Below are 26299 nucleotides of genomic sequence, written 5' to 3'. Positions count from 1 at the left end.
GTAATGGAAGCGGGCAGGCGGGGCGGCAAAGGCGGGCGGTAACGGCGACCGCAGCCGTGCGGGGGCCGGGCTATCCGGGCAGCGCATCGCGTCTTCGCCGATTAATTTCTCTCTTGACAGAAATGACTGAAAAAACTAAATTTTCCGACATGGAACTCACACCGATTGCCGAACGATTCATTCTCCACTGGGGCGAAATGGGCTCGCGGTGGGGCGTCAACCGCACCGTCTCGCAGATCCACGCGCTGCTGTATCTGGCCGGGCGGCCCATCGCGGCCGACGAGATCGCCGAGACGCTCAACGTCGCGCGCTCCAACGTCAGCACGAGCCTGAAGGAACTGCAGTCCTGGCGGCTAGCGAAGGTCGTGCACGTGCTGGGCGATCGCCGCGACCATTTCGAGACGTCGACCGACATCTGGGAACTGTTCAAGCTGATCGTCGAAGGGCGGCGCCAGCGCGAGATCGAACCGACGCTCACGGTGCTCCGCGATTGCCTGACGAGCCCCGAGATCGCCGAAGAAAGCCGCGAGACCGAACAGCGCATCCGCGACACGCTGCAGTTCGTCGAGACGCTCACGACCTGGTCGGACGAAATGCTGCGGTTGAAGCCGGACACGCTGATGAAGGCGCTCGGCATCGGCGCGAAGATCAGCCAGACGGTCCGGCGCAAGTCGTCGAAGTAGGCGGCACCGGACGTGCGGGCAGACAGCCCGCTTTTTTTGGAGTTCATATTTCTGTCTTTACAGAAGTAACTGTAAATAAAGGATGACGATGACCATGGCCTTGCTGTCGAATCGCCGGCATGCCGCACGACGGAGTGCGACATGAACATCCTCGTCTGCGGCGCGAACGGCTTCATCGGGCGGGCGCTGAGCGCGCGGCTCGAAGCCGGCGGCCACCGCGTGCTGCACGGCGTGCGTCGCGCGGCCGGCCCGCGCGACGTCGAAATCGACTTCGCGAAGGACGTCGACGCCGATGCATGGCGGGCCCGGCTGGACGGCGTCGACGTGGTGATCAACGCGGTCGGCATCCTCGCCGACCGGCGCGGTGCGGCGCTGGACACCGTGCATCGGGCGGCGCCGTGCGCGCTCTTTACCGCGTGCTGCCGCAGCGGCGTGCGGCGCGTGATCCAGATTTCTGCGCTGGGCGTCGAACGCGGCGATACGCCGTATTTCGCGAGCAAGCACGCGGCCGACCGCTTCCTGCAGACGCTGCCGCTCGATTCCCGGATCGTGCGTCCGGCGCTCGTCTACGGCGCGTCCGGCACGTCGGCGCGGTTCTTCCGGATGCTCGCGAGCCTGCCCGTGCACGTGCTGCCGGCGGGCGGCCATCAACGGCTGCGCCCCGTGCATGTCGACGATCTCGCCGAACTCGTCGCGCGGCTCGTCGATGCGCCGGCGGCCGGCGAGCGCGTCATCGACGCCGTCGGCGCCGACGAAGTCGAGTACCGCGACATGCTGGGCGGCTATCGTGCGGCGCTCGGTTTTCCGCCGGCGGCGCGTATCGCGCTGCCGAGCCCGCTGGTCGGGGCGGCGGCCATGCTGTCCGGCGCGATTCCGGGCGCGATGCTGACCCGCGACACGTGGACGATGCTGCGCGGCGGCAACACGGGCAACCCCGCGACCATCGCGGCCGTGCTCGGCCGGCCGCCGCGCGGGCTGCGACATTTCATCGGCGCGGACGCGGTCGTGCTGCGCCACGACGCGCTCGCGATGTGGCGGCGGCCGTTGCTGCTCGGCGCGCTTGCAATCGTCTGGATCTGGACGGCCATCGTCAGCGCATTCGTCCATCCGCGGAGCGACAGCCTGGCGATGCTCGCGCACGCCCACCTGACCGGGCTGCCCGCGTTGATCGCGCTCTACGCGGCATGCGCGCTGGACTTCGCGTTCGGCGTGGCGACCGTCGTCGTGCCGTCCCGCCGCCTGTGGGTCGCGCAAGGCGCGCTGATCGTCGCGTATTCGGCCGTCATCGCGGTCACGATGCCGGCCCTGCTCGCCGAGCCGTTCGGCCCCGTGCTCAAGAACGTGCCGATTCTCGCGATCCTGTTGATCCTGTTTGCCGAAGAGAAATAAAAATGAATATCTATCTGATCGTCAAGACGCTGCATATCCTGTCCTCGGTGCTGATGGTGGGCACCGGTTTCGGCACCGCGTTCTACCTGTTCTTCGCGAACCGTACGCGCTCGGTGCCGGCGATCGCGGCCGTGTCGCGTCTCGTGGTGCGCGCGGACTGGTGGTTCACGACGCCGGCCGTACTGTTCCAGCCCGCGTCCGGGTTGTGGCTCGCGCATACGGCCGGCTGGCAGTGGGATACGCCGTGGCTCGTCGCGTCGATCGTGCTGTATGCGATCGCGGGGGTGTGCTGGCTACCGGTCGTGTGGCTGCAGATCGAACTGGCCTCGATGGCGAAGCTCGCATACGCGAACGGCGACGCCATCTTGCCGGAGCGCTACTGGCGCTATGCGAAGCGCTGGGAGCTGCTCGGCTATCCGGCATTCTTCGCAATGATGACCGTCTACTTCCTGATGGTGCTCAAGCCGATGTAAGCGCGTTGCCGCCGCGCAGGTGCGGTGGGGGTAAGCAGTTCCGCGCAGTCGATCGATTCAGGATGATTGCGATAAAAAGAAGGAGTGCAAAGCATGAGTTCGAATGAACTGGTTCTTTACTTCGACGGGCGGTGTCCGTTATGCGCGGCGGAAATCAGGCGTCTCGGCGCGCGGGACAGGCAGCACCGGCTGGCCTGCGTCGATATCGCCGAGCCGGGCTTCGATCCCGCGCCGCTGGGCGTCGACCTTTCCGCCATGAATCGCGAGCTGCATGCGCGCCTGCCCGACGGACGCATGCTGACCGGCATGGACAGTATCGTGGCCGCCTATACGCTGGTCGGGCGTCACGGGCTCGTCTGGCTGTTGCGCGCGCCGGCCGTGCGCGACGTGTTCGCGCCGCTGTATCGCCGCGTCGCGCGCAACCGGTACGCCGTGTCGCGCTGGCTCGGGTATCGCACCGAAGCGCGCTGCGATACCCGGGCGTGCGGTAGCGGCACGGCCGCTCAAGGTACGGCGACGGATCGGCCCGCGCGCGACGACATGCGTCGCATCGTCGTGAACTGGATGTATGCGGCGGCGATCGTGCATCTGCTCGTCGGCACGGCGCTTCCGTGGGTCGCCGGGGCGTCGTGGCTCGACACGTATCACCGGCGCATCGAGTTGCATTTCTGGGCCGCAACGGCGCCCGACGCGGCGCGCGCGCAGCAGATCTGGTGGCTGTCGCTGTTCGGCGCGACGCTGCAATGCGCATCGGTCTGGATGCTGGCGCTCGTTCACCTCGGCAATCGGCTGCGCAGACGCGAAGTGTGGGGATGGCTGCTGGCCGGCCTGTTGATCTGGGCACCGCAGGACCTGCTGTTGTCGTTGCACGCGCAGGCAGGGAGCCACGTGGCAGCCGATGTTGCGGCGCTCGTCGCGATGGTGCCGCCGCTCGTCTGGTTGTGGAGGAGGGATACCGCATGAACACGCTGCCGGCTTTTCACTGGGCACTCGACCTGCTGATCGTGCAGGGCGCGATGGGCGCATTCGATACGCTTTACCACCACGAACTCACGCAGGACCTGCCGCACCGCCCGCGCGCGCGGCTCGAACTGACGATTCATGCGGCGCGTTCCGTGCTCTACGGTGTCGTGTTCGCGTCGATCGCGAACGTCGCCTTTCACGGCGCGTGGGTGGCGGCCGTCGCGGCGGTCGTGCTCGTCGAAGTGGCGCTGACGTTGTGGGATTTCGTCGTCGAGGACCAAAGCCGCAAGCTGCCCGCGACCGAGCGCGTGCTGCACACGCTGCTGGCCGTCAACGGCGGGGCGCTGTTCGGGATGCTCGCGATGCAGCTGGCCGCGTGGGCACACGAACCGACCGCGTTGCGCGCGCTCGATTCCGGCTGGCGCGGCTGGCTGCTCAGCCTGTTTGCCGTCGGCGTGACGCTGTCGGGCATCCGCGACGGGATCGCGGCCTGCCGGGTCGCGCGGCGGGCGCCGGCCGCCAATCCGTTCGCCGGGCAGCCGGCCGGCAACGTGCTCGTGACCGGCGGGACCGGCTTCATCGGCGAAATCCTTGTGAACCAGTTGCTCGATGCGGGACATACGGTCACGTTGCTGGCGCGCGATCCGCTGCGTGCGGCCTGCCAGTTTCACGGCCGGGTGCGCAGCGTGACGTCCGCTGCGCAGTTGCAGCCGCACGAGCATTTCGACACGGTCGTCAATCTCGCGGGCGCGCCGGTGCTGGGCGCGCGCTGGAGCACGCGGCGCCGGGCGCTGCTGCTCGCCAGCCGTGTCGGCGTCACGCAGGCGCTGATGCGCTGGGTCGAGACCGCCGAGGTCAAGCCGCGCACGTGGATCCAGGCGTCGGCGATCGGCTACTACGGCGTGCGGCCGGCCGACGAGCGGCTCGACGAGAACAGCAGTGCCGGCAGCGGCTTCATGTCGGCGTTGTGCCGGCAGTGGGAACAGACGGTGCAGCCGCTCGAGCGGTACGGGGTGCGTACGGTGGTGCTGCGGCTGGGCATCGTGTTCGGCCCCGGCGGCGCGTTGCGTCCGATGCTGCTGCCGCATTACGTCGGCATGGGCGGCCGGTTCGGCGACGGCGCGCAGGTGATGAGCTGGATTCACCGGGACGACGTGCTGCGGATCATCGCGCGCGCGATGTCGAATGGCGGCATGCGCGGCGTCTACAACGCGGTCGCGCCGGTGGCCTTGACCCAGCGCGAGTTCGTGCAGGTCGTCGCGAAGGTGTTGCGGCGTCCCGCCTGGCTGCACGTGCCGGCCGCACCGCTGCGCCTGGCGATGGGCGAGATGGCCGGGCTGCTGCTGGACGGGCAGCGCGTGATGTCGGCACGGCTGCATCAGGACGGATTCATGTTCCGGTTCCCGACGGCCGAGCACGCGTTGCGCGACCTGACCGATCGGCCGCACACCGATTTTGCGCGCGCGGCCTGCCGTTTGCGCCGAGGTCGTGTATAAATTCGGCGGATACCCGTTCGGGCCTGTCGAGTGTCCCGAACGCCTTGCATCCGACCTCACAAGGAGACTGCATGCTGCACGTCCTCGGCAAGATCCCGTCCATCAACGTCCGCAAGGTGCTGTGGCTGTGCACCGAGCTGAACCTGCCGTTCGAACAGGAAGACTGGGGCTCGGGCTTCCGCACGACCAACGACCCGACCTATCTCGCGTTGAATCCGAACGCGCTCGTCCCCGTGATCAAGGACGACGATTTCGTGCTTTGGGAGTCGAACACGATCATCCGCTACCTCGCGAACCGGTATGGCGGCGATGCGCTGTATCCGGCCGAGCCGCAGGCGCGCGCGCGGGTCGATCAGTGGATCGACTGGCAGGCGGCCGACCTGAACCGTTCATGGGTGGGCGCATTCCTCGGCCTCGTGCGCAAGTCGCCCGATCATCAGGATCCGGCGGTGATCGCGCAGTCGATCGCGGGCTGGACGAAGCTCATGACGGTACTGAACGCGCAGCTCGAAGCGACCGGCGCATACGTGGCCGGCGACCACTTCACGCTCGCCGACATTCCGATCGGCCTGTCGGTGAACCGCTGGTTCGGCACGCCGTTCGAGCACCCGGATTTCCCGGCGGTGAAGCGTTACATCGACCGTCTCGCGACGCGCGAAGGCTTCAAGCTGTACGCGGGCAGCGCGAATCCGTAATGCATCGCGAGTAGCAGGCGCGGCGCGGTGCGGCGGCACGGCGTTGGCCGCCGCCGCCGTGTCACCGCCCGCATCACGGAAGCCGCGCGCCGGCCGTCACGCGCCCGGCGCGGGCACGGCGTCGAGCACGCGCTCGAGAAACCTTTCGTGATTCCACGCGGATTCCGGTCGCGACAGCCCGAGCCGCACGACCACCAGCTGGCGGCTCGGCACCACGCTCACGAACTGGCCTTCGTGGCCGACCGCATGAAACGCGTCGGCGGGCAGGGCTCGCGCATCCGGGCCCGTATCGTTGAACGGCTCCGGCACTTTCACCCACAGATGTGCGCCGAATTCCTCGTGCGGCGACAGCGGCGTCGCGCGCGTCAGGTAGCGCACCCAGCCTTTGGGGAGCAGCCGCTGCCCGTTCCACATGCCGTCCTGCAGCAGAAACTGCCCGAAGCGCGCCCAGTCGCGCGCGCTCGCATACATGAACGACGCGCTGCCGAGCGTGCCGGACGCATCGGGCTCGAACACCGCGCTGCGCATCCCGAGCGGCGCGAACAGCGCGCGGCGCGGAAACGCGAGGTAGTCGTCCTCGGTGCCGCCCGTCGCGACGCGCATCACGCGCGCGACGATCGCGCTCGTGCCGCTCGAGTAGTGCCACTGCGTGCCGGGCTTCACGGCGAGCGGTTTTGACGACGCGAAGCGCGCGGTGTCGGGCTGCGTGAACAGCATCACCGCAACGTCGGACAGCGGGTCGTCATAGTCCTCGTTGAATTGCAGGCCGCTCGTCATCCGCAGCAGCTCGTCGAGCGTGATCGCCGCGCGCGGATCGCCGCTGCCGCGCCATTCGGGCAGCAGCGCCGACGCATCCGGCGACAGCTTGTGTTGCGCGACGAGCATGCCGACGAGCGCGGCCGTCACGGTCTTCGTCATCGACCAGCCGGGCAGCGGCGTGTCGGCCGTGAAGCCGCGCGCATAGCGTTCGGCGATCACCTGGCCGCGCCACATCACGACGATGGCACGCGTGCGCCGCGGCCGCGCCGGATCGGGTTCGTCGAACGCACGATCGAGCGCGGTCTGCAGCTTGCGTGCGTCGATGCCGGCGGGCGGCACGATCGGCTCGACGGGGGCGACGGGCGCCGCTTGCGCGGGCGGCGGGTCGGGGAAGGGCGGCAGCGCGGCCGGCAGCACGCCGGGCGACGGCCCGAGCGCGAGCGTGCAGCCGAGCCCGGGCCTGAAGTCCGCTTCGCGTTGCGCGAAGCCGGCGAAGGTCGCGACGGCGCGACGATGCTCGGGATCGATCGACGGGCGCACCAGTTTCAGGAGCGGATGCACGCCGGCCATGATGTCGATGTCGATCACCGATGCGGCCGGACGGCCCGACACGAACACGCCGGAGCACAGTGCTTTCGCCGCATAGCCGGTCGCGATCGGCGCGAGCCGGGACAGCATGTAGCCCGTGTAGCCGATCGCGGCAACGACCGCGAGCGCCGCGCCGCGCAGGATCAGCGATTTGATGGACATCGTCATGCGCGAGCGTCCTCGGTGGCGTGCCGGCCGGCAACGATGCGGCAGTGTCGCAGGTTCCGGCGACGCGGCGCAATCGCGGTTGCGTGACGAATGGATGGCGGCCGCGTGCGCTTTCCGGTCGCGCGCTTTGGCGATCGGCGGGCCGGCACGGCAAAGGACGGGTTGAACTCGGACGAGGCGTCGGCCGATAATCGTCCGGCATTGCTCTTCTACCTGTCAAACCGCTATCGGAAAACGCCATGACCTACGACAACAACAACCCGTTCGCCAAGATCCTGCGCGGCGAACTGCCGTGCGTGAAGGTCGCCGAAGACGACGAAACCATCGCGATCATGGATCTCATGCCGCAGTCCGACGGTCACGTGCTCGTGATTCCGAAGGAGTCGGCCGCACAGATTTTCGATCTGTCCGGCGAGGCGGCCGCGGCCGGCATCCGCATGGCGCAGCGCATCGCGGCGGCCGTGCGCGCGGCGCTCGGACCGGACGGCGTGTTCATCGGCCAGTTCAACGGCGCGGCGGCGGGCCAGACGGTTCCGCACGTGCATTTCCACGTGATCCCGCGCTGGGAAGGCGTCGAATTGCGGATGCACGCGCGCGACATCGCCGACGCGGCGGCGCTCGAATCGGTCGCGCAGCGCATTCGCGCCCATTTCGTGTAACGCGGGCACGGCTCGCCTGTGGGTGGCGCGGGGCGCATCTGTATCAGCGGTGACGCGAGGTAACACGTGTAACCGCTCGCGAAACTCGCCCGCGCGGGCCCGGCGCTAGACTCGGCGCATTGTTTCATCGAGCGACAGGAAGGGCGGATCGCCTCTTCGTGCCGGTCGTCGCAGGTCGCGGCGGTCCGGCTTTCGCAAGGTGCCACGTGTCCTTTTCGCCGGGAATCGAGCCATGTACAAAGTCCTCATCACGTTTGCGCTGATCGGCGGCCTGTCCGGCTGCTACGTTGCGCCGCCTTATGGGTATGCGCCCGCGCCGGGCTACTACGGTTATGCGCCGGCGTATTACGCACCGCCCATCAGCGTCGGGATCGGCGGCAACTTCCGCATCCGCTGAGCAGGCGGTGCACGCATGCGGGCCCGGCCCGCGTGCTGCGCCGTACATCGAGCAGCCGTGTCGTTCGGCGCCGTGGCGCCATCGGCAGGGTCGACGCGCGCACCGTGTCGCGGCGCGCGTGCGCATCGCTTGCCCGGGTTCCCGTACTTCACAGGAAAGCCCATCCCGGCGAGGCAGCCATGTCCGTCATGCGCAAGGTCGCAATCGTGTCGAGCGTCTCCACGCTCGTCTATCTCGGGCTCGCCGTGCTCGGCATCGGCGGGTTCGCCGCCTTCTTCTCCCATCCGCAACTGACCGCTGTCGCCGTCGTGACGTTCGCGCTGGCCTGCGCCGCGATGTTTAGCGAAGGCAACCTGAGCGCTGGCGAGCGCGAGAACCGCGACAACCGCTGGGTGCTCGCGGCATTCGGGGCGAGCGGGTTCCTGCTGGCCTATCTGCCCGCGCTGACCGACCGGCTCGACGTCTGGACCTTTGGCGGCGATGCGGTGCGGTGGCTCGGCGTCGTGCTGTACGTCGCGGGCGGGGTGCTGCGCATCTGGCCCGTATTCGTGCTCGGCAAGCGCTTCAGCGGGCTGGTTGCCATCCAGCCGGGCCATACGCTGGTCACGGGCGGTATTTATCGCCACATCCGCAACCCGAGCTATCTCGGCCTGCTCGTCAATTCGATCGGCTGGGCGTGCGCGTTCCGCTCGGGCGTCGGCCTGCTGCTGGTCGCGCTGATGCTGGTGCCGCTGGTCGCGCGCATCCGCTCCGAGGAAGCGCTGCTGCGCGCACAGTTCGGCGCCGAATACGACGCGTACTTCGCGCGAACCTGGCGCCTGCTCCCGGGCCTGTACTGACCCTCATCAATTCCGGATGGCCGGTTGAAGCCGGCACCGCGCGCCGCTCCTTCCCGATGTGTTGCCACGTGTGTCTCGGCAGGGCGATTCCGGTGCCCACGGCCATTCCGCCGAGGTGGGCCGAAATCGCGCGAACGCCCGTCCGGCGGTCGTTTGCGGATTCTCAACCGGCCCGCCGGAGCGTCCATTTTCGTAAACAACTTGTTACCAGAATGTCGACGGCAAGGAGGCGGGAGCGGTGCTATTCTTCGCCGCAAGCTCATTGAAATGAATTGGTCCGGGATTCGGCACAATGCCTGAATCGATGTCGATCGGTTCAGATCGTCGTAGCGAGCGGACCTTCGATAACCAGATTGCGAACAAGGAAGAATACGGGAATGTGGAAGAAAATCGCCCCCGCTCTCGTCGTCGCCGCCCTGGCTGGCGCGACCGCACTGCCGGCAATGGCCGGTGACTTGAACAACGCGCTTGGCGGCGCGCTCGGCGGGGTTGCCGGCGCGGCTGTCGGCGGCGCGGTCGGCGGCAGCACGGGCTCCGTCATCGGCGGTGCGATCGGCGGCGGCGCCGGCGGCGCCGTGACGTCGAACCGTCGCGAGCGCACCGGCGCGATCATCGGCGGCGCCCTCGGCGGCGGCGCGGGTACCGCGGCCGGCAACGCGATGGGCGGCCGCACGGGCGGCCTGCTGGGTGCGGCAGTCGGCGGCGGCGCCGGCGCTGCGCTCGGCGGCAACATGTCGCGCAGCTCGTACGAGCGCGATCATGGCTATCGCCACCGCAAGCATCGCCACAACCGTCACTGGGACTGAGCGCCACGGGCGCGGCGCGGTGCGCGGCTTGCGTACCGGCGCGCCCGATGCGTCAGCACCCGATCCGATGGTCGGACCGGCAGCCTGAGCCGGGCCGCCATCGCCGGCCGGACCGGCCACCTTCCGCGGTTTCAGCAGTTCATCGTGTCAGCCCCGATCGACGGGCCGGCATTCTTTCCCTTCCGCTCGACCTCTCCCGCCAGGCGACGACATCGCCGGTTGCATCCCCGTGTGCCCGATGCACGTCATTCATTGTCACGCCACGTCCTGAAGCCGACGCGCACGCGTGATCGAAGCAGCGCGGCATCTGCTTGCCCATCATTCGCGTGATCGTCCGCATCGCGTCCGCGCCGGACATTTCACCTGCACCGCATCCACGAGCCCGCGCATCAGGATTTCCCTGATACGCAAACCGCGCGACATGCCTGTTCACTGGCCGTCGCGGGCGCTGGCCGGTAGTGGGAAATCGAATGGATGTCATCGCAACATTTAATTGGTCGATCGGGATCGACTTCGCTATCGTCAGCGCTGCCCGCGTACGGAATCGAACCGTGCCGTCCCCCGTGCCCCGCCGCATGACCCCGGGTGTTCGCGGCCCGGCCGCCGGACCCACAAGCATGGGTCGCTCCGTCCGCTGAACCGGACGGACCCGTCGCGAAGCCTGGCCGACCGAACGAAGGCGCACGCGCTTTCAAGCCACCCCGGCAACGATGTTCCGCCGCCGCATGCGTGCCCCACGCGCCTGTGTGCCGCGGTTGGCGTTTTCTCCCGGGGCCGGACCAACCCATTGCCTGGATGCTCTATGTCTAAGACAACGTATTACGCGCCGCATGGCGGCCACCCGCCGCAGACCGATCTGCTGACCGATCGCGCGATGTTCACCGAGGCGTACGCGGTCATTCCGAAGGGAGTGATGCGTGACATCGTCACGAGCTGGCTGCCGTTCTGGACCAACACGCGCCTGTGGGTGATCGCGCGTCCGCTGTCGGGTTTCGCCGAAACCTTCTCGCAGTACATCGTCGAAGTGAACCCGGGCGGCGGCAGCGACAAGCCCGAGCAGGACAAGAACGCGGAAGCCGTGCTGTTCGTCGTCGAAGGCGAAGCCGAGCTGACGCTGCAGGGCAAGAAGCACACGCTGAAGCCGGGCGGCTACGCATTCATTCCGCCGGGTGCCGACTGGACGCTGCACAACGTCAGCGATGCAGCCGTGCGTTTCCACTGGGTTCGCAAGCACTATCAGGTCGTCGACGGCATTCCGCTGCCGGAAGCGTTCGTGACCAACGAGCAGGACGTCGAGCCGATCCCGATGCCGGGCACCAACGGCGCATGGGTGACGACGCGCTTCGTCGACATGAGCGACATGCGTCACGACATGCACGTGAACATCGTGACGTTCGAGCCGGGCGGCGTGATTCCGTTCGCTGAAACGCACGTGATGGAGCACGGCTTGTACGTGCTCGAAGGCAAGGCCGTCTATCGCCTGAACCAGGACTGGGTCGAGGTGGAAGCGGGCGACTTCATGTGGCTGCGCGCGTTCTGCCCGCAGGCCTGCTATTCGGGGGGGCCCGGCCGCTTCCGTTACCTGCTGTACAAGGATGTGAACCGTCACATGAACCTGACGCTGAACCCCGCGCGCTGAGCATCGCGCAGGTAGTCGGATGTGAAAGCCTGCCGGTGAATTGCCGGCGGGCTTTTTTATTTGCGCGGCGGCGGATGGCGCCGTCGAAGTTGCCGTGCAGCGCGCCGCGTGCTACGCGCCGAGCGCGGTGGCGGCGAGTGCCGCGACCTGCAGCCGCGTGTCGGGCGATTGTTCGTCTTCCATCAGCCAGCTCGCCGACAGGCCGGCCCATGCGAGGATCCATTGCAGCAACCGGCGCAGGTCGAGCTGTGCCGCGTTGGCGACGAGCATGACGCGACGCGCTTCGTCGCACGTGGCGATTTTCAGCATCGCCGGCCGCGCGTGCCAGGCGTTCGGCAGCACGCCGCCGCACGCGGTCAGGATGGGGCCGCCGTCGGGCACGAGGTCCCACAGGCGCAGGCAGGTGTCGAACATGCCGACGATGGTACAGGCGAAGCGAAGCTCGCGCCGCGCGGTTCGACGGTTCGAATGAACCGCCATTCCTAAATAAAATTTAGCCAGCCAAACATTGGCTAAAGATTGTTCCGGTATCCCGGCATCCCTTCGACAATGCGCGCCTTTCGTGACGGATGGGCGCGTGGTGCGCGCCCGCCGTCACCGCATCGAAGAAGGAACCCGAATGACCGACCACCTCGCTTCCTCTCCGCCTCCCGCATCGCCACGTCGCCGCAAATGGCGCATGCTCGCGGGCGCGCTGCCCGGCCTGACGCTCGCGTGCGCGGGCATCGGCGCATGGACGATCCATCGCATCTGGACGCAACTGCCGTCCGTCGAACATCTGGCCGTCTATCGTCCCGCGCTGCCGCTGCGGATTTTCGCGCGCGACGGCGAACTGCTGGCCGAAGATGGCATCGAGCGCCGCGAGTTCGTGCCGCTCGAGCACATTTCGCCGCTGAGGCGGCACGCGCTGCTCGCGGCCGAGGACGCGAAGTTCTACGAGCACGTCGCGCTCGCCGACGGCGATTTCGTGTACGCCGAATACCTGCGCGGCACCTGCACCGCCGACGTGCCGCCGTTCATCCGCAGCCGCTACGCATGCGGCGGAGCGCCGGCGTCCGATGCGCCGGGCAATGACGGCAAACCCGACTCGCCGACGCCCGCGGCCGTCGACGCGGCCGAGCGCGAGCGCGTGCTCGACCTGTTCCGTACCGAAGACTGAGGCACACGATGCATACGCTTTATCTGATTGCGATCGTCGCGGAAGCGATGTCGGGTGCACTGATGGGGATGCGGCGCGGGATGGACCGCTTCGGGCTCGCGCTGGTGGGAGCGGTGACCGCGCTCGGCGGCGGCACCGTGCGCGACGTGCTGCTCGGCCACTATCCGCTCGGCTGGATCGCCCATCCCGAGTATCTGATGATCACGCTCGCCGCGGCGACCGTCGCCTCGTGGGCCGCGCGGCACGTCGCGCGGATGAAGACGCTGTTCGTCACCGTCGACGCGATCGGCCTCGCGGCGTTCACGATCATCGGCTGCGACATCGGCGCGTCGACGGGCACCGCGCCGATCATCGTCGTGCTCGCCGGTGCGATCACCGGGGTATGCGGCGGGATGCTGCGCGACCTGCTGTGCAACGAGATGCCGCTGATCCTGCGCGAGGAACTGTACGCGAGCGTCGCTTTCGTCACGGGCGCGCTGTACGTCGGGATGCAGCACGCCGGCATCGATGCGGGTGTCGCGACGGTGGTCGCGCTGGCGGCGGGCTTCACGATGCGGATGCTCGCGGTGCGGCTCGGCTGGAAGATGCGGACGTTCGGCGTCGCGGATCTCGAGCATTGAGCGAGCGGGTGTGCCGGACGCGGCGACGCGACGGATAGGCCGTCGCGCACGCATTCAGTCCGGCTGCATCACCTGGAAGACATTCCCTTCCGGATCGACGCCGTCGTACATCCGGTACGGGAAGCCGTCGTAGCGCTTGAGCGCGCGCACCGTCACGCGATCGCGGACGAAGCGCGCGCGATGCGCGTCGATGTCCGTGTCGATCGAGAAGACGAGCTTTACGTTGTTCGAATCCGTGCGCGCGGGCGCCGTTGCCGCGTGACGAAACGCCGGGCCGGCCAGATGCAGCGCGAGCTCGATCGCACCTGCGTCGAGCACGGCCCATTCGTCGTCGATTTCCTCGACGACCGGAAGATCGAAATATTGCCGATAGAACGCTTTCAGCAATGCGACGTCCTGCACGTACAGGATGATGCGGGTCATCGGAAGCGGCATGTGTGTCTCCTGGAAGGCGATAAGCGAATGACGAGGCCGGCTGCGCAGCACGCAGCCGGTTCATGCCATGCAACGGCGTCACGCCGGCACCATGACCGGCGGCGCCCCGTCGCCCGTTTCCACCATCTTCACCGCGAAGCCGTAGCACCGCGCGATATGGGCGGGCGTCATCACGTCGCGCGGTGCGCCGTGCGCGACGATCGTGCCGTCGGCGAGCATCGCGATCGTATCCGCATGCCGCGCGGCGAGGTTCGGATCGTGGACGATCGCGAGCACGCCGAGCTGCCATTCGCGCGCGACTTCGCGCACGGTATCGAGCAGCCGGTGCTGATGCGCGAGATCGAGCGCGGCGGTCGGTTCGTCGAGCAGCAGGTAGCGCGGAGCGGCTTCCGGCGCGTCGTCGTCCGGCCACAGCTGCGCGAGCACGCGCGCGAACTGCACGCGTGCCAGCTCGCCACCCGACAGCGTCGTCACGTCGCGTCCGACGAGCGCGTCGGCGCCCGCGCGTTCGAGCGCCCACCACGCGATGTCGCGATCGCGGCGCGACGTTGCACCGCTGCGCCGCGCATGCGGATAGCGGCCGAGCAGCACGATTTCGTCGACGCTGAACGGAAACGCCGGCTGCGCGGCCTGCGGCAGCACGGCGCGCAGGCAGGCGAGTCGCGGCGCGTCGATGCGCGCGAGCGGTTCGCCGTTCAGCGCGAGGTCGCCTGTCACGCGCACGCCGTTCGGCGCGACGCTGCCGGTCAGCTCTCCCGCGAAGGTCTTCAGCAGCGTGCTCTTGCCCGCGCCGTTGCGGCCGAGCAGCGCGGTCACGCGGCCCGGTTCGATCGACAGCGACAGGTTGCGGAGCACGGCGGTGTGGCGGCGGGCGACGTCGAGATGATGGGCGGTCAGCATGATTCGTGAATGAAGGGTTCAACCGCCGAGCGCGCCACGGCTTTTCCACAGCAGCGCGAGAAAGAACGGCGCGCCGAGCAGCGCGGTGAGCACGCCGAGCGGAATCTCGGCGGGGGCGGCCGCCGTACGGGCGGCGAGATCGGCGGCAAGCGTCAGCAGTGCGCCGAGCAGCGCGGCGCCGGGCAGCACGACGCGCTGGTCGGGGCCGCATGCGAGGCGCACGCAGTGCGGCGCGACGAGGCCGATGAAGCCGATGATGCCTGCGCACGACACGAGCGCGCCGACCGCGAGCGCGACCGCGACGAGCACGCGCCGCTTCAGACGCTGCACGGGCACACCGAGATGCAATGCCTCGGTTTCGCCGAGCTGCAATGCATTCAATGCATCGCGGTCGCGCGCGAGCAGCACGCAGCCGATCGCGACGCACGGCGCGACGGCCGCCAGCGCCGACCATTGCGCGCCGCCGAGGCTGCCGAGGCTCCAGAAGGTCAGCGAGCGCAATTGTGCGTCGTCGGCGACGAACGTGAGCAGCCCGATCGCCGCGCCGACCAGCGCGTTGATCGCGATGCCGGCGAGCAGCAGCAGCGGCAGCGCGAGACGGCCGCGCGATGCGGCGAGCCGGTAGACGAGCGCCGCGACCGCGAGCGCGCCCGCGAATGCGGCGACGGGCAGCACGGCCGCGCTCACGTGCGCGGCGAAAAGCGCGGGGCCGAGCACGATCGTCGTGGTCGCGCCGAGCGCCGCGCCGCTCGACACGCCGACGAGCCCCGGGTCCGCGAGCGGATTGCGGAACAGCGCCTGCATCGCGGCGCCGGCCGCGCCGAAGCCGCCGCCGACCAGCAGCGCGAGCGCAACGCGCGGCGCGCGAATGTCGAACAGCACCGCGTGTGCCTGCTGCGCGGCCGGGTCGCCGCTCAGCGCGGCCCACGCTTCGGCGAACGGAATGCGGTAGGCACCGACGCACAGCGCGACGACGGACATCGCACACACGAGGACGGCGAGCGCGGCCAGCGCAAATGGCGCAACGCGGCGCGACGCGCCGACGCGCGCGGCGCCGGCGTTGGCGCCCGGCGGGTGCGGCGACGCGGAGAAAGGCGAAGCATGAGCAGGCATCGGGACGATCCGGAATCAGGCGAGCGCATCCGACAGGCGTCGGTGCAGGGTCGTGACGGCGAGCGGCAGGCGCGGGCCGAAGCCGAGCAGGAACAGCGCGTCGAGCGACACGACGCGCCGTGCGCGGCCGGCCGGCGTCGCGCCGAAGCCGGGCGCGGCGAGCAACGCGGCGCGCCCGCCGACGGCAGCGAGCCCTTCGTCGGAGATCAGCACGATGTCCGGTGCGGCGGCGGCGAGCGCTTCGGTCGTCAGCGGCTTGTAGTGATCGAAGCCCTGCATCGCATTGCGCGCGCCCGCGTAGCGGATCATCGCATCGGCGGCCGTGCGCTGGCCGGCGACGAGCGCCTGGTTGCCGGTGTGGTTCAGCACGAACAGCACACGCGGCGGCTGCGCGCCGCCGGGCACGTGCGCGGCGACCGCATCGCGCGCGGCCTGCCAGTCGCGATCGAAGCGTTGCAGCAGCGCGACGCCGGCATCGCGTACGTCCAGCGCCTGCGCGACGCCGGTGATCTTCGCGCGCACCGAGTCGACGTCGTGACGCTCGTCAAACGTCGTTACCGCGACGCCGGCGCCTTTCACCTGCGCGATCGCGGCGGGCGGGCCGGCTTCCGCCGACGCGAGCACGAGATCGGGCCGCAGCGACAGCAGCCCCTCGGCCGACAGCGCGCGCTGGTAGCCGACTTTCGTCAGGCGCTTCGCGGCATCCGGGTACGTGCAGGTGGTGTCCGCACCGACGAGCCGGTAGCCGCGTGCGTCGGCGCCGCCGAGCGCGAACGCGGTTTCCGCGATCGCGCCGCCGATCACGACGACGCGCTTCGGCGCGGCCTGCGCCAGCGCGCGGCCGGGAAGTACGCCCGCGAGCGCACCGGCAACCGCGCTCGCGAGCACGACGCGGCGCCGGGCATCGAACGATCGGGCGCTCACCGGGCCTCTCCGTGTGCAGTGGCCGGCAGCGTCGCGACGAGCGCGCGCCAGTCGTCGCGCTCGACCCGGCCGGGCTTGCGTTCGCCGAACAGCAGCGCGACATGGTCGCCCTGACGATCGAACAGTTCGAGCGACGTGACGATGCCGTCGCTTGTCGGCTTCTTCACGACCCATGCGGCGGCGATCATGTCCTCGCGCACGTGCAGGTTGAAGCCCGGGTCGAGCACGTTGATCCACGCACCGACCTCGCGCACGTTCGCGACGGGGCCCGTGTGGATCTGGATCATGCCCGCGTTGCCGACGAACACCATGATCGGCTGGCCGCTCTGCGCGGCGCGTTCGAGCACGTGGCGCAGCGCATGCGCGGTCTCGACCGGGTACGCGTACCGCGGATCGGCGAGGCGCAGCGCCTGCATGCGGCTCACGCCGAAGCGCTGCGTGATGCCGAAGAACTGGTGCGTGTCGGTCATCGCGTCCCACGCGGTACGAAAGCCCGCGACGTCGATGTCGGTGTCGGCGCGCTCGGGCGCTTTCGGTGCGGCGGGCGCGACATCGAGCCCCGGCTGTTGCGACGCCGCGCGCCAGCGTGCGACGAATGCGTCGTACGCCGCATGATCGCTGTGCGTGCGCAGGTACACCTTGTGGATCGCATGACCTTGCGCATCGAAGAACTGCAGGCTCTTCAGCGGGCCGTGCGTGGTTTCGTCGTGCACCGCGAACGCAGACGCCCAGTGACGATAGAAGATGCGCAGGTCGATGTCGCCGAGTGCGAGGCCGACCGGGCCGTCGTGGCTCATCTGCGCGTACTCGCCGTCTTTCTCGTGGACGGCCGTGTCGTTGCGCGTGAGCGCCATCACGCGGCCGAGGCGCGGCATTTCCTCGAACATCGCCGGAAAGCGCGCGTCGAGACGCACCACGTGTTCACCGACGAACGCGGCGAGCGCCTCGCCTTCGCTGACGCCGAGCGCCTGCGCGACGTCGCGGTTGCGCAGCTGGCGCTCGGCCTTGAGCTTGACGAACGCGTCGCGCAAGGCGGCGGGCGCACGCGCCGGCGTGGCGGGTTGACCGGGAAGGGCGGAATGCATCATGTCGGACTCCTTCAAGTGACGGTTGGGTAGCAGCGCGCGGCGGCGCGCATCAGAAATCGACTTTCATGCTGACGGCGACGGTGCGCCCGGACGACGTGTACGCATCGAGCACCTTCGAATCGTCGGCGATGCCGCGCACGTCCGACCAGTTCCAGTATTTGCGGTCGAACAGGTTGCGGATGCCGATCGTCGCGCTCACGTGCTTGTTGAAGCGGTAGCCGCCGCGCAGGTCGACGACGAACGACGACGGCGGCGCGAAGCACGCTTTGTTCGAGCAGTCGGACTTGTCGATATCCTTGTCGCGCTTCGCGGCCTGGAACAGCAGGTCGGTCTGTACGAACCAGCGCTCGCCCGGCTCGTAGCGCACGCCGAACACCGCCGAGAACGGGTTGATCGTGTTCAGCGGCTGGCTTGCCGCGCCGTCGTTCTGCGTCGAGCCTTTCGTGAACGCCATCGCCGTCTTCAGCGTGATGCCGTTCGGCATGATCCATTCGGCGCGGCCTTCGAGGCCGTGGATGCGCGCATCGGCGAAGTTCACGTACTGGAACACGAACGGGTCGCTCGGGCGGCCGCTGCCCGCGATCGTCGTGCGCGAGATGAAGTTGCGGTAGCGGCCGGTGAACGCGGCCGCGCTGTAGCGCACGACGCCGTAGCCGGTGCCGGCCTTGCCGCGCAGGCCCGCTTCGAACGTGTCGCTGGTTTCGGGCTTCAGGTTCGGATTGCCGATCGACGTGTAGCCGTACACCGGGTTCGAGAAGCTGCTGTTCACCTGGTCGGGCGTCGGCGCGCGGAAGCCGTGCGCATATTGCGCATAGGGAATCAGCGCGGGCGTGATCTCGTACAGCACGGCGACGCGCGGCGACACTTCGTTCGCGCTCGTCGACACCGCGGTGCCGGTAAACAGCGGATCGCTCTGCGTCGGGCTCAGCCGGTACGTGTCGAAACGCAGCCCCGGCGTGACGAGCAGCCGGCCATAGCCGATCTGGTCCTGCACGAACGCGCCGAACAGCGTGTAGTCGGTATCGGGAAACGCCTTGTTCGGAAATGCTTCGCCGACGCCCGGCACCGTGCCGTCGCGCATGTTCGTCACGCGCGACAGGCTGCCGTCGACGCCATACAGCAGCTTGTGTGCGAGCGGGCCGGTCGAGAAGCCGCTTTCGGCGAACGCGGAGCCGCCGAACGTGCGCTCCTTGTACTGGTTGTCGCGCGAGCGCGACGGCTGCGTGCCGCGCGTCTCGAACGCATATTGGTCCTGCTTCGCGTCCTGGTAGTAGAACTGCACGTGCGCATTCTGGAACCAGCGGGACGTATCGTCGCGAAAGTCGTAGTCGACGCTGAAGCGGTTGCGCTCGAGCCGGTCGTTCGTCGTGAGGCCGAGCGTGCCCGGCGGGTTGATCGCCGACAGCACGTCGGTGCTCACGCGCCGCTGCACGGTTTCGGCGGTGAACCTGATCGTGTCGCGCGCGGTGGGCGTCAGCACGAGCTTGCCGAGCAGCGATTCCGAATAGACGTCCTGAGGGTTCGACGTCGTGCGCAGCGTGCTCGCCGAATTGTTGTCGCCGCGGGTGTCGACCTCGTGGCCGCGCCGGCCGTCGGCGATGATCATCCCCTGCACGCGATCGTTGCCGCCGGCCGCCGACACCGTCGCGCCGACGCTGCGATCGGCGGAATCGTAGCTCGGCCGGAACGAGAAGTAGGTGGGCTTGCCGTAGATCGACAGCAAGTCGCGCGGATCCTTCGTGATGAAGTTCACGGCGCCGGTCAGCCCGTCGCTGCCGTACAGCGCCGAGGCCGGCCCGCGCAGGATCTCGATGCGCTTGAGCATGTCGAGATCCGCATAGTCGCCGCGGCCCGCTTCGAGCGGCCCGAACGAGAATGCGTTCGGCAGGCGGATGCCGTCTTCCATCAGCAGCACGCGGTTGCCTTCGAGGCCGCGGATGTTGATGCTCGAATCGCCGTCGCGGCCGCCGCCGAGCGCGGCGCTGCCCGGGCGGTACGCGGTGCGGCGCACCGTGACGCCCGGCTCGTAGCGCAGCGCGTCCTTGATGTTGGTGGCCTGCTGCTCGTCGAGGTCGTCGGCGGTGATGACCGACACGGACGCAGCCGTGCGGCTCGCGGCGGTGGCGGTGCGGGTAGCCGTGACGGTGACGGGATCGAGCAGCGCATCGCCACGCGTGGACGCGGCGGCGGTGGTCAGGACGGCGGGTGGCGGGTTGGCGCCTTGCGGCGACGAATCGGCGTGAGCCGGGGCGGCGGACAGGCCGAACGCGCCGAACAGCGCGGCACAGATCGGCTGCCGTGCCAGCGGATAGTAATGCACAGGTGGTCTCCCATTGACGATAACAAGCCCGAAGGCTGGCTGGGTGACGCGTCCACCTGGCTGGCCCGTTTGCGCGACACGCGGCGAACGGCGAATTGAAAGGAATCTGACAATTTTGTCAGTGTAAATGAGAATTATTATCAATACAAGAAAGAAAGGCGACTCGTGCGGACGAGCGCCGTCATGCGCGGGGCGTACGCGTCGCGCGGGGGAAAACCGGGAGAAGCCGGCCCTAGGCCAGCGATTCGATGCGGATCAGGAGGCTGCGCGCATGCGCGATGAACGCGTCGTGCGTCGCGCGGTCGCCGTGGCCTTCGAAGCCGGCCTGTTCGGCGAACGCGAGCTGCTCGGCGTAGAGGTCGACGAGTGTGGTGCGCGCGTCGGGAGGAAGCGAGCGGATCATCGAGACGAGCAGCAGTTCCTGCGCGCGCAGCATGCCGGACAACGATTGGGCGTTCATGCCGACCTCCTGGAACGATGCGGCGGCGTGCCGCTCATTCCATAGTAGGTGGTCGCCGCGCGCAGCGGAAATCAGCCGGCGGCCGTCGCCGTCCGTGCATCGCGCACGATCTGCGCGACGCGTTCGACGAACTCGGCGTCGACGCTCGACAGCGCTTCGCGCTTGCCGTCGGGCATCTCGACCATCAGCCGGTACGTGACGTCCTGCGTGGTCCATGCGAGATAGCCGACGACGGCGAGCATCACGCCGACGACGAGCGCCGCGCTCGATGCGCCGATGCCGCCGGCGATGGCGGTGGCCGCGCCGATCAGCGAGATCAGCGACGGTACGAGACGATTCTTCGGGATCTTGACGACGTCGACGTTGCGGATGTCGCGCAGCGGGAAGACCTGGCCCGCGGCCGACAGGCCGTTGCGCGTGACCATCACGCCGCGTTCATTGAATGCGTTTTCCATCGTATGTTGCGTGGACGAAAACGCGCAGCGTAGCAGACTTCGTTGCTGCGTCAAACGAGGCCGAGTGCCGCATGACATGTGCGGAGGAGCCGGCATGGGGATGACGAGCGGAACAGTATGGGAGTCAGAACTGCAGCCTGCCGTCGCCGTACAGGCGGCCCGGCACGTGCGATGCGACGACTTCGGCGATCTCTTCGTCGGTCGATTCGGCCGGTACGATCTGGCGTCGCGCGGGTGCGTCGAGATGCATCGTCCATTCGACGAGCCGGTACGGGCGGCCCCACGGGCGCTGCATTTCCACCGACACGCGGCAACTCTGAACGGGAAGCGAATGCTGGCGCGTCAGAATCGCGTGCAGATGGCTGAAAACGGTATCTTCGATCATCATGGCCTCCGATCCTGTCTTGTGGGCAGTTGATGGCGGTGCCGTAGGGGGCTCAAAAAAAAAGCCGCCGATGCTCAGGCGGCCAACAGGGGGGGTGAGAGCATCCTCTCAGTCCAGAATTAAGCGAAACTTAAAAGCCCATAAAAAAGCGCCCCGCGTGAGCGGGGCGCTTCTTGCCGTCGTGATCCGCGAGTTAAGCGGATGCTTTAGAACTTGTGACGGATACCGACGCGAGCGGCGATCTGGTTCGTCGAACCGTTGCCCGACGTGCTGAAGTAGCTCGTGCTCGAACCGATCTGAGCCTGCACGTTGTTGCCCGATGCCTTCTGCGCGACGACCAGGCCGTACACGTCCGTACGCTTGCTGAGCGCGTAGTCCAGCGCCACGTTGCCCTGGTTCCAGTGCGCCGAGTTGCCGCTTTGCGTTGCGTTCGTGTACGTGTAGCCGACTGCTGCCGACAGGGCCGGCGTGATCGCATACTTCAGGCCTGCTTCGTATGCGTTGTAGAACGTGCCCGATGCGCCTGCGGCGACCGGGGTGAACTGCGTGCGCGTCCACAGCGCCCATGCCGTTGCCGGACCGAAGACGTAGCGGCCGCCGACGCCGTACGTGCGCAGGTCGCGGATGTTGGTCAGCGCGATGTTCGCGATCGACGTCGAGAACGCCGGCGATGCCTGGCTCGGGAAGCGGATGTCCGTATACGCGGCGCCGAGGGCGAACGGGCCGTTCGCGTAGTTCAGGCCGAAGCTGTATGCACGCGACGAACCGGCCGTCGTCGTGGTGCCCGTCGTCGTCGACGGTGCGCCGGCGAAGTCGGTCGAGTTCGAGAAGCCGTACAACGCGCCGAACGTGAAGCCGGCGTAGTTCGCGCTCTGGAACTTCACCGCGTTGTTGATGCGGCTCGACGTGAGCTGGTCGATGTCGTTCACGTGGTACGCGTAGTTGCCGGCGACCGTGTTGCCGCCCGTCGAGTAGTTCGAACCGAGGATGTCGGTCGAGAACGAGTATTGACGGCCGAGCGTGACCGTACCGTATTGCGCCTGGCTCAGGCCGACATAAGCCTGGCGGCCGAAGATCGCGCCGCCCTGGCCGATCGTGCCGTTGCCGCTGTTGAAGCCGTTTTCGAGCACGAAGATCGCCTTCAGGCCGCCACCGAGGTCTTCGGTGCCGCGCAGGCCCCAACGGCTGCCTTGGGCCACGCCGTCGTCGTACTTGAACAGCTTGCCGCTACCGCCGTTGGCGGTCTTGCTGTGGTTCACGTAGCTGATACCGGCATCGATCACGCCGTACAGGGTGACGCTGCTTTGCGCGTGCGCCGCGCCAGTCGTTGCTGCGAGGGCGGCGAGGGTCAACAGTTTCTTGTTCAAAGGATTCTCCGAGCGAATAAATGGCGTGTCCAGTTGCGGTTCCGGCGCTCTCTGTGGGCGCTTTCACGGACCGGTCGCAACTTTATCGGCGGGCCACGTAATGAATGTGACAGCGTTTGTCATATGACGAATGTGTGGTGCCGATGCGACACTGGATTCTGCCTGCTTGTACAGCGGGGAGTTATACCGATTCCGCCTGAGCGTCGATTCGGCGCCGGAATATGCACATGAAATAAGCTTGGTTGGTGCCGTTCCGGCCCCGTGCCACGATGCGCGTTCAACAACGACACGGGACAAGAGGAACACCATGCGACGTTCGATCCTGACCGGCCTCGGCGCGCTCGCCGCGGCGCTGGCCTTTGCGGCGCCCGGCGCGCACGCCGACCCTCAGACGCTGAAGATCGGCACGATGAGCGGCCCCGACGCGCAGATCTGGACCGAGGTGACGAAGGTCGCCGCGCGCGAAGGCCTCGCGATCAAGGTCATCGAGTTCAACGACTACGTGCAGCCGAACGCGGCGCTCGATTCGGGCGACCTCGATGCGAACGGTTTCCAGCACCAGCCGTTCCTCGACAGCCAGATCAAGCAGCGCGGCTACAAGATCGTCAACGTCGGGCTGACCTACACGGCGCCGATGGGCTTTTATTCGAAGAAGCTCAAATCGCTGAAGGACTTGCCGGTTGGCGCGAAGGTCGGGATCCAGAACGATCCGTCGAACGGCAACCGCGCGCTGCTGCTGCTGCAGAAATACGGGGTGATCAAGCTGAAGGCGGGCGCCGGCACGAACGGCGTGAACGCGACGCCGCTCGACGTCGCCGAGAACCCGAAGAAGATCAAGATCGTCGAGCTCGACGCCGCGCTGCTGCCGCGCGCGCTGCCCGACCTCGACGCCGCGTCGATCAACACCGACTACGCGGTGAAGGCGGGGCTCACGCCGGTGAAGGATGCGATCGCGATCGAGGACCTGCGCGGGCCGTACGCGAACCTGATCGCGGTGCGCGCGCAGGACAAGGACAAGCCGTGGGTGAAGAAGCTCGTCGCGGCCTATGAATCGGACGACGTGCGCAAGTTCATCGATCAGAAGTTCGGCGGCGCGATCGTGCCGGCGTTCTGAGCGTCGACGCACGCCGCCGCCCGGCACCGCGGCCGGGCATGCCGTCAAGCCGAAAAGAAAATCGCCCGCGCAAGCGGGCGATTTCGTTGCTGCGCGCCGCTGCGCGGCGTGCGAGCCGGCGTTCGGGCCGCTCAGGCCGACAGCAGCGACCCGGTGCGGATCGGCGTGGCGCCCGCGATGCGAGCGACTTCCATGCCGGCCGTCGCGAAGCGCACGATCTGGCGCGCGTACAGCACGCCGGACACGCTGCTCTTCAGCGTGATCACGCGGTCGGTCAGCGGATCGACGATGTCGGCCACTTCCTGGCCGGCCTCGATCCACGCGCCGACCGGCGTGCGGAACACGATCACGCCGGACACCGGCGCGACGAGCGGATCGGTGCCCGCGAGCGGCGTGGCCGGATACGCGAGCGGCGGCAGCGGCGCGGGCGTGCCGTCGATGATGCCGCGCTCGGTCAGGTATTCGACGATCCCTTGCGCATCCTTCTCCGCGAACTCGTATGACACGTCGCGCTCGCTGCGCAACTCCACCGTGACGGAAATCGCGCCGTTCGGGATCGGGAAGCGGTCGCCGAAGCGGTTGCGCAGGTCCGACCAGCAGAAGCTGTGGATCTCGTCGAACGGATTGCCGACCGAATTCAGCGCGAGCAGCGAGGCCTGCGCGTCGAGATAGCGCGCCAGCGGCTCGACGTCTTCCCACAGGTCGGGGTTCGTATAGAGGTGCAGCACCGCGTCGCTGTCGCAATGCAGATCGAGCACGATGTCCGCATCGAACGACAGCTTCTGCAGCGCGAGACGCTGCGAGTCGAGCTCGGTGCGCGGCATCTGCTCGTGGAGTGCTTCGCGCATCGCGGCGCGTACCGCGGCGACGTTGCGCTGCGCGTCGTTCGTCAGGCGGCTTTCGATGCGCGGCAGCACGAGCGCCGCGAGATCGTAGAAATTGCGGTTGAAGTTCTGCATCGAGCCGAGATCGAAGCGGCCGAGGTGGTCGCCGAACACGTGCTGCGACAGGCCGATCGGGTTCGGCACGGGCACGATGACGACTTCGCCGCGCAGCTTGCCGGCGGTCTCGAGCGCGGCGATCTTGCGACGCAGCAGCGCGGCGACCAGCATGCCGGGCAGTTCGTCCGCGTGCAGCGACGACTGGATGTAGACCTTCTTGCCGCCGCGCGGGCCGTAGTGGAAGCTCGTGATCTGGCGTTCGGTGCCGATGGCGGGGGAAATCAGCGGATGGGTCTGCGTTTGCATGATGGGGAGAGTGCGGCGCAGCCGCGAGTGATCCGGTATGCGTGGAAGGTCGATTGTACGTTGCCTTCGTCGAACCTATCAAACCGCTCCCCGAGCACGCTATTTTCCTTTGCGAATCATCAGGTTGGCGCGTAAAAAATAACCTCGCGGCAGCGCCTCGGCCATGCGCTTCTCGTCGTGTTCGGCCGCGTGCGGACAAAAAAAACGGGCCCCTGGCGGGGCCCGTCTGCGCGGATGCGAAGCGCGCTTTTACGTGCGATTACTTGCCGTAGACGTCGAAATCGAAGTACTTCTTCGCGATCTTGTCGTACGTGCCGTCCTTGCGCATGCCGGCGATCGCGCCGTCGATCTGCGTCTTCAGGTCGGTGTCTTCCTTGCGCAGGCCGATGCCGGCGCCGTTGCCGAGCGTCTTCGGATCGTCGATATCCTTGCCGGCGAAGTCGAAGCTCGCGCCGCGCGGCGTCTTCAGGAAGCCGATTTCAGCCTGCACCGCGTCCTGCAGCGCGCCGTCCAGACGGCCCGAGATCAGGTCGGCGTAGACCTGGTCCTGGTTCTGGTAAGGCACGACGTTTACGCCCTTCGGCGCCCAGTAGGTCTTCGCGTAGGTTTCCTGAATCGTGCCCTGCTCGACGCCGACCGACTTGCCCTTCAGCGATTCGGCCGTCGGCAGCAGGCCCGCGCCCTTCTTCGTGACGAGGCGCGTCGGCGTGTTGAACAGCTTCGCCGAGAACGCGATCTGTTCCTGGCGCGCCGGCGTCATCGACATCGACGACAGCACGCCGTCGAACTTGCGGGCCTTCAGTGCCGGGATCATCCCGTCGAAGTCGTTTTCGATCCACACGCACTTCGCGTGCATGCGACGGCAGATTTCGTTGCCGAGATCGACGTCGAAGCCAACCACCTTGCCGCTAGCGTCTTTCGATTCGAAAGGCGGGTAGCTTGCGTCGACGCCGAAGCGCACGGTCGTCCATTCCTTCGCATAGGCGCTGCCGGCCGATACGGCGAGCACGGCAACGGTCACAGCCGCAAGAATCTTTTTCACTCGGTGACTCCTCGTTTTGTTCGATGGGTGCGCGGTTGTGCCGCGCCGTAAGCCTTCGGCCCGGCGCGGTTTCGCGTCGGACTGTCCGTTTCGCTTGCCCGATTCGGGCGCGCGAC

The 26299-nt window shown here is 67.8% G+C and carries 27 protein-coding genes and 1 pseudogene; 14 read left to right on the top strand and 14 right to left on the bottom strand.

Going from position 1 to position 26299, the window contains the following annotated elements:
- The first annotated feature begins 149 nt into the window (after positions 1–149).
- The 6 genes from DIE13_RS08090 (at position 150) to DIE13_RS08065 (ending at position 5699) form a co-directional block, all read left to right on the top strand.
- Entirely contained in the window at positions 150–683 is a 534-nt protein-coding gene (locus DIE13_RS08090) for a GbsR/MarR family transcriptional regulator (protein WP_124826653.1), read from the top strand.
- 141 nt (positions 684–824) lie between these two features.
- Positions 825–2072 (top strand): SDR family oxidoreductase, encoded by a 1248-nt coding sequence (locus tag DIE13_RS08085; RefSeq protein WP_124826652.1) that lies wholly within the window; start codon positions 825–827, stop codon positions 2070–2072.
- A gap of 2 nt (positions 2073–2074) precedes the next feature.
- Complete coding sequence (locus DIE13_RS08080) at positions 2075–2545, top strand: DUF2269 domain-containing protein (RefSeq protein WP_124826651.1); 471 nt, start codon at positions 2075–2077, stop codon at positions 2543–2545.
- 93 nt (positions 2546–2638) lie between these two features.
- A complete protein-coding gene (locus DIE13_RS08075; RefSeq protein WP_124826650.1) occupies positions 2639–3508 on the top strand; it encodes a thiol-disulfide oxidoreductase DCC family protein in 870 nt (289 codons plus the stop codon).
- A complete protein-coding gene (locus DIE13_RS08070) occupies positions 3505–5004 on the top strand; it encodes a TIGR01777 family oxidoreductase (protein ID WP_124826649.1) in 1500 nt (499 codons plus the stop codon). Before DIE13_RS08075 ends, DIE13_RS08070 begins: the two co-directional genes overlap by 4 nt.
- Positions 5005–5075: 71 nt before the next feature.
- Positions 5076–5699 (top strand): glutathione S-transferase family protein, encoded by a 624-nt coding sequence (locus DIE13_RS08065; protein WP_124826648.1) that lies wholly within the window; start codon positions 5076–5078, stop codon positions 5697–5699.
- Between the two features lie 96 nt (positions 5700–5795).
- Here DIE13_RS08065 and DIE13_RS08060 read toward each other — a convergent pair whose 3' ends face one another.
- The gene (locus DIE13_RS08060) at positions 5796–7214 is read right to left on the bottom strand and encodes a serine hydrolase (RefSeq protein ID WP_124826647.1); all 1419 of its coding nucleotides are present in this window, start codon (positions 7212–7214) and stop codon (positions 5796–5798) included.
- 239 nt (positions 7215–7453) lie between these two features.
- Here DIE13_RS08060 and DIE13_RS08055 point away from each other — a divergent pair, with 239 nt between their 5' ends.
- The 5 genes from DIE13_RS08055 to DIE13_RS08035 all read left to right on the top strand — a co-directional run bounded on the left by DIE13_RS08055 (position 7454) and on the right by DIE13_RS08035 (position 11554).
- Entirely contained in the window at positions 7454–7873 is a 420-nt protein-coding gene (locus tag DIE13_RS08055) for an HIT family protein (protein ID WP_124826646.1), read from the top strand.
- A 232-nt stretch (positions 7874–8105) separates the two neighbouring features.
- The gene (locus tag DIE13_RS32820; protein WP_172441920.1) at positions 8106–8270 is read left to right on the top strand and encodes a hypothetical protein; all 165 of its coding nucleotides are present in this window, start codon (positions 8106–8108) and stop codon (positions 8268–8270) included.
- A 179-nt stretch (positions 8271–8449) separates the two neighbouring features.
- Entirely contained in the window at positions 8450–9109 is a 660-nt protein-coding gene (locus DIE13_RS08050) for a methyltransferase family protein (RefSeq protein WP_124826645.1), read from the top strand.
- Between the two features lie 377 nt (positions 9110–9486).
- A complete protein-coding gene (locus DIE13_RS08045) occupies positions 9487–9915 on the top strand; it encodes a hypothetical protein (protein WP_124826644.1) in 429 nt (142 codons plus the stop codon).
- A gap of 802 nt (positions 9916–10717) precedes the next feature.
- On the top strand, positions 10718–11554 hold the full coding sequence (locus DIE13_RS08035) for a bifunctional allantoicase/(S)-ureidoglycine aminohydrolase (RefSeq protein WP_098554206.1): 837 nt from the start codon (positions 10718–10720) through the stop codon (positions 11552–11554).
- Between the two features lie 111 nt (positions 11555–11665).
- On the opposite strand, the gene DIE13_RS08030 is transcribed toward DIE13_RS08035, so the two are convergent.
- Entirely contained in the window at positions 11666–11968 is a 303-nt protein-coding gene (locus DIE13_RS08030) for an aminoglycoside phosphotransferase family protein (RefSeq protein WP_124826642.1), read from the bottom strand.
- Positions 11969–12173: 205 nt separating this feature from the next.
- Here DIE13_RS08030 and DIE13_RS08025 point away from each other — a divergent pair.
- Positions 12174–12536, top strand: a pseudogene (locus DIE13_RS08025) (penicillin-binding protein); the annotation flags it as partial.
- Between the two features lie 185 nt (positions 12537–12721).
- Positions 12722–13333 carry a trimeric intracellular cation channel family protein gene (locus DIE13_RS08020; protein WP_124826641.1) on the top strand — a complete coding sequence of 204 codons (612 nt, stop codon included), beginning with the start codon at positions 12722–12724 and terminating at the stop codon, positions 13331–13333.
- Positions 13334–13387: 54 nt separating this feature from the next.
- Here the strand turns inward: DIE13_RS08020 and DIE13_RS08015 are convergent, their stop codons facing one another.
- From DIE13_RS08015 to DIE13_RS07970, 10 genes are all read right to left on the bottom strand, one after another.
- The gene (locus DIE13_RS08015; protein WP_124826640.1) at positions 13388–13768 is read right to left on the bottom strand and encodes a VOC family protein; all 381 of its coding nucleotides are present in this window, start codon (positions 13766–13768) and stop codon (positions 13388–13390) included.
- 78 nt (positions 13769–13846) lie between these two features.
- Positions 13847–14668, bottom strand: coding sequence for a heme ABC transporter ATP-binding protein (locus DIE13_RS08010; RefSeq protein ID WP_124826639.1), 822 nt, complete (start codon positions 14666–14668; stop codon positions 13847–13849).
- 18 nt (positions 14669–14686) lie between these two features.
- Positions 14687–15781, bottom strand: a complete 1095-nt coding sequence (locus DIE13_RS08005; RefSeq protein ID WP_124826638.1) for an iron ABC transporter permease — start codon at positions 15779–15781, stop codon at positions 14687–14689.
- Between the two features lie 15 nt (positions 15782–15796).
- Positions 15797–16705, bottom strand: coding sequence for a hemin ABC transporter substrate-binding protein (locus DIE13_RS08000; RefSeq protein ID WP_124826637.1), 909 nt, complete (start codon positions 16703–16705; stop codon positions 15797–15799).
- The gene (locus DIE13_RS07995) at positions 16702–17793 is read right to left on the bottom strand and encodes a hemin-degrading factor (RefSeq protein ID WP_124826636.1); all 1092 of its coding nucleotides are present in this window, start codon (positions 17791–17793) and stop codon (positions 16702–16704) included. Before DIE13_RS07995 ends, DIE13_RS08000 begins: the two co-directional genes overlap by 4 nt.
- 49 nt (positions 17794–17842) lie before the next feature.
- A complete protein-coding gene (locus DIE13_RS07990; protein ID WP_124826635.1) occupies positions 17843–20113 on the bottom strand; it encodes a TonB-dependent hemoglobin/transferrin/lactoferrin family receptor in 2271 nt (756 codons plus the stop codon).
- 232 nt (positions 20114–20345) lie between these two features.
- On the bottom strand, positions 20346–20573 hold the full coding sequence (locus DIE13_RS07985; RefSeq protein ID WP_124826634.1) for a hypothetical protein: 228 nt from the start codon (positions 20571–20573) through the stop codon (positions 20346–20348).
- A 71-nt stretch (positions 20574–20644) separates the two neighbouring features.
- Positions 20645–21028, bottom strand: coding sequence for a DUF6232 family protein (locus tag DIE13_RS07980; RefSeq protein ID WP_124826633.1), 384 nt, complete (start codon positions 21026–21028; stop codon positions 20645–20647).
- 124 nt (positions 21029–21152) lie between these two features.
- A complete protein-coding gene (locus tag DIE13_RS07975; RefSeq protein ID WP_059448988.1) occupies positions 21153–21413 on the bottom strand; it encodes a DUF2866 domain-containing protein in 261 nt (86 codons plus the stop codon).
- 206 nt (positions 21414–21619) lie between these two features.
- A complete protein-coding gene (locus DIE13_RS07970) occupies positions 21620–22780 on the bottom strand; it encodes a porin (RefSeq protein WP_124826632.1) in 1161 nt (386 codons plus the stop codon).
- A gap of 307 nt (positions 22781–23087) precedes the next feature.
- On the opposite strand from DIE13_RS07970, the gene DIE13_RS07965 reads away from it, so the two are divergent.
- Positions 23088–23894, top strand: coding sequence for a MetQ/NlpA family ABC transporter substrate-binding protein (locus DIE13_RS07965; protein ID WP_124826631.1), 807 nt, complete (start codon positions 23088–23090; stop codon positions 23892–23894).
- Positions 23895–24025: 131 nt separating this feature from the next.
- Here the strand turns inward: DIE13_RS07965 and DIE13_RS07960 are convergent, their stop codons facing one another.
- Both DIE13_RS07960 and DIE13_RS07955 read right to left on the bottom strand, forming a co-directional pair.
- On the bottom strand, positions 24026–25141 hold the full coding sequence (locus tag DIE13_RS07960; RefSeq protein WP_124826630.1) for a succinylglutamate desuccinylase/aspartoacylase family protein: 1116 nt from the start codon (positions 25139–25141) through the stop codon (positions 24026–24028).
- 259 nt (positions 25142–25400) lie between these two features.
- Positions 25401–26183, bottom strand: coding sequence for an ABC transporter substrate-binding protein (locus DIE13_RS07955; RefSeq protein WP_124826629.1), 783 nt, complete (start codon positions 26181–26183; stop codon positions 25401–25403).
- Positions 26184–26299 lie beyond the last annotated feature (116 nt).

The sequence above is a fragment of the Burkholderia sp. Bp9016 genome, from assembly GCF_003857765.1.
Lineage (GTDB): Bacteria > Pseudomonadota > Gammaproteobacteria > Burkholderiales > Burkholderiaceae > Burkholderia.
The sequence above is the reverse complement of the archived record's forward strand: the minus strand, read 5'-3'. Positions and strand labels throughout refer to the sequence as shown.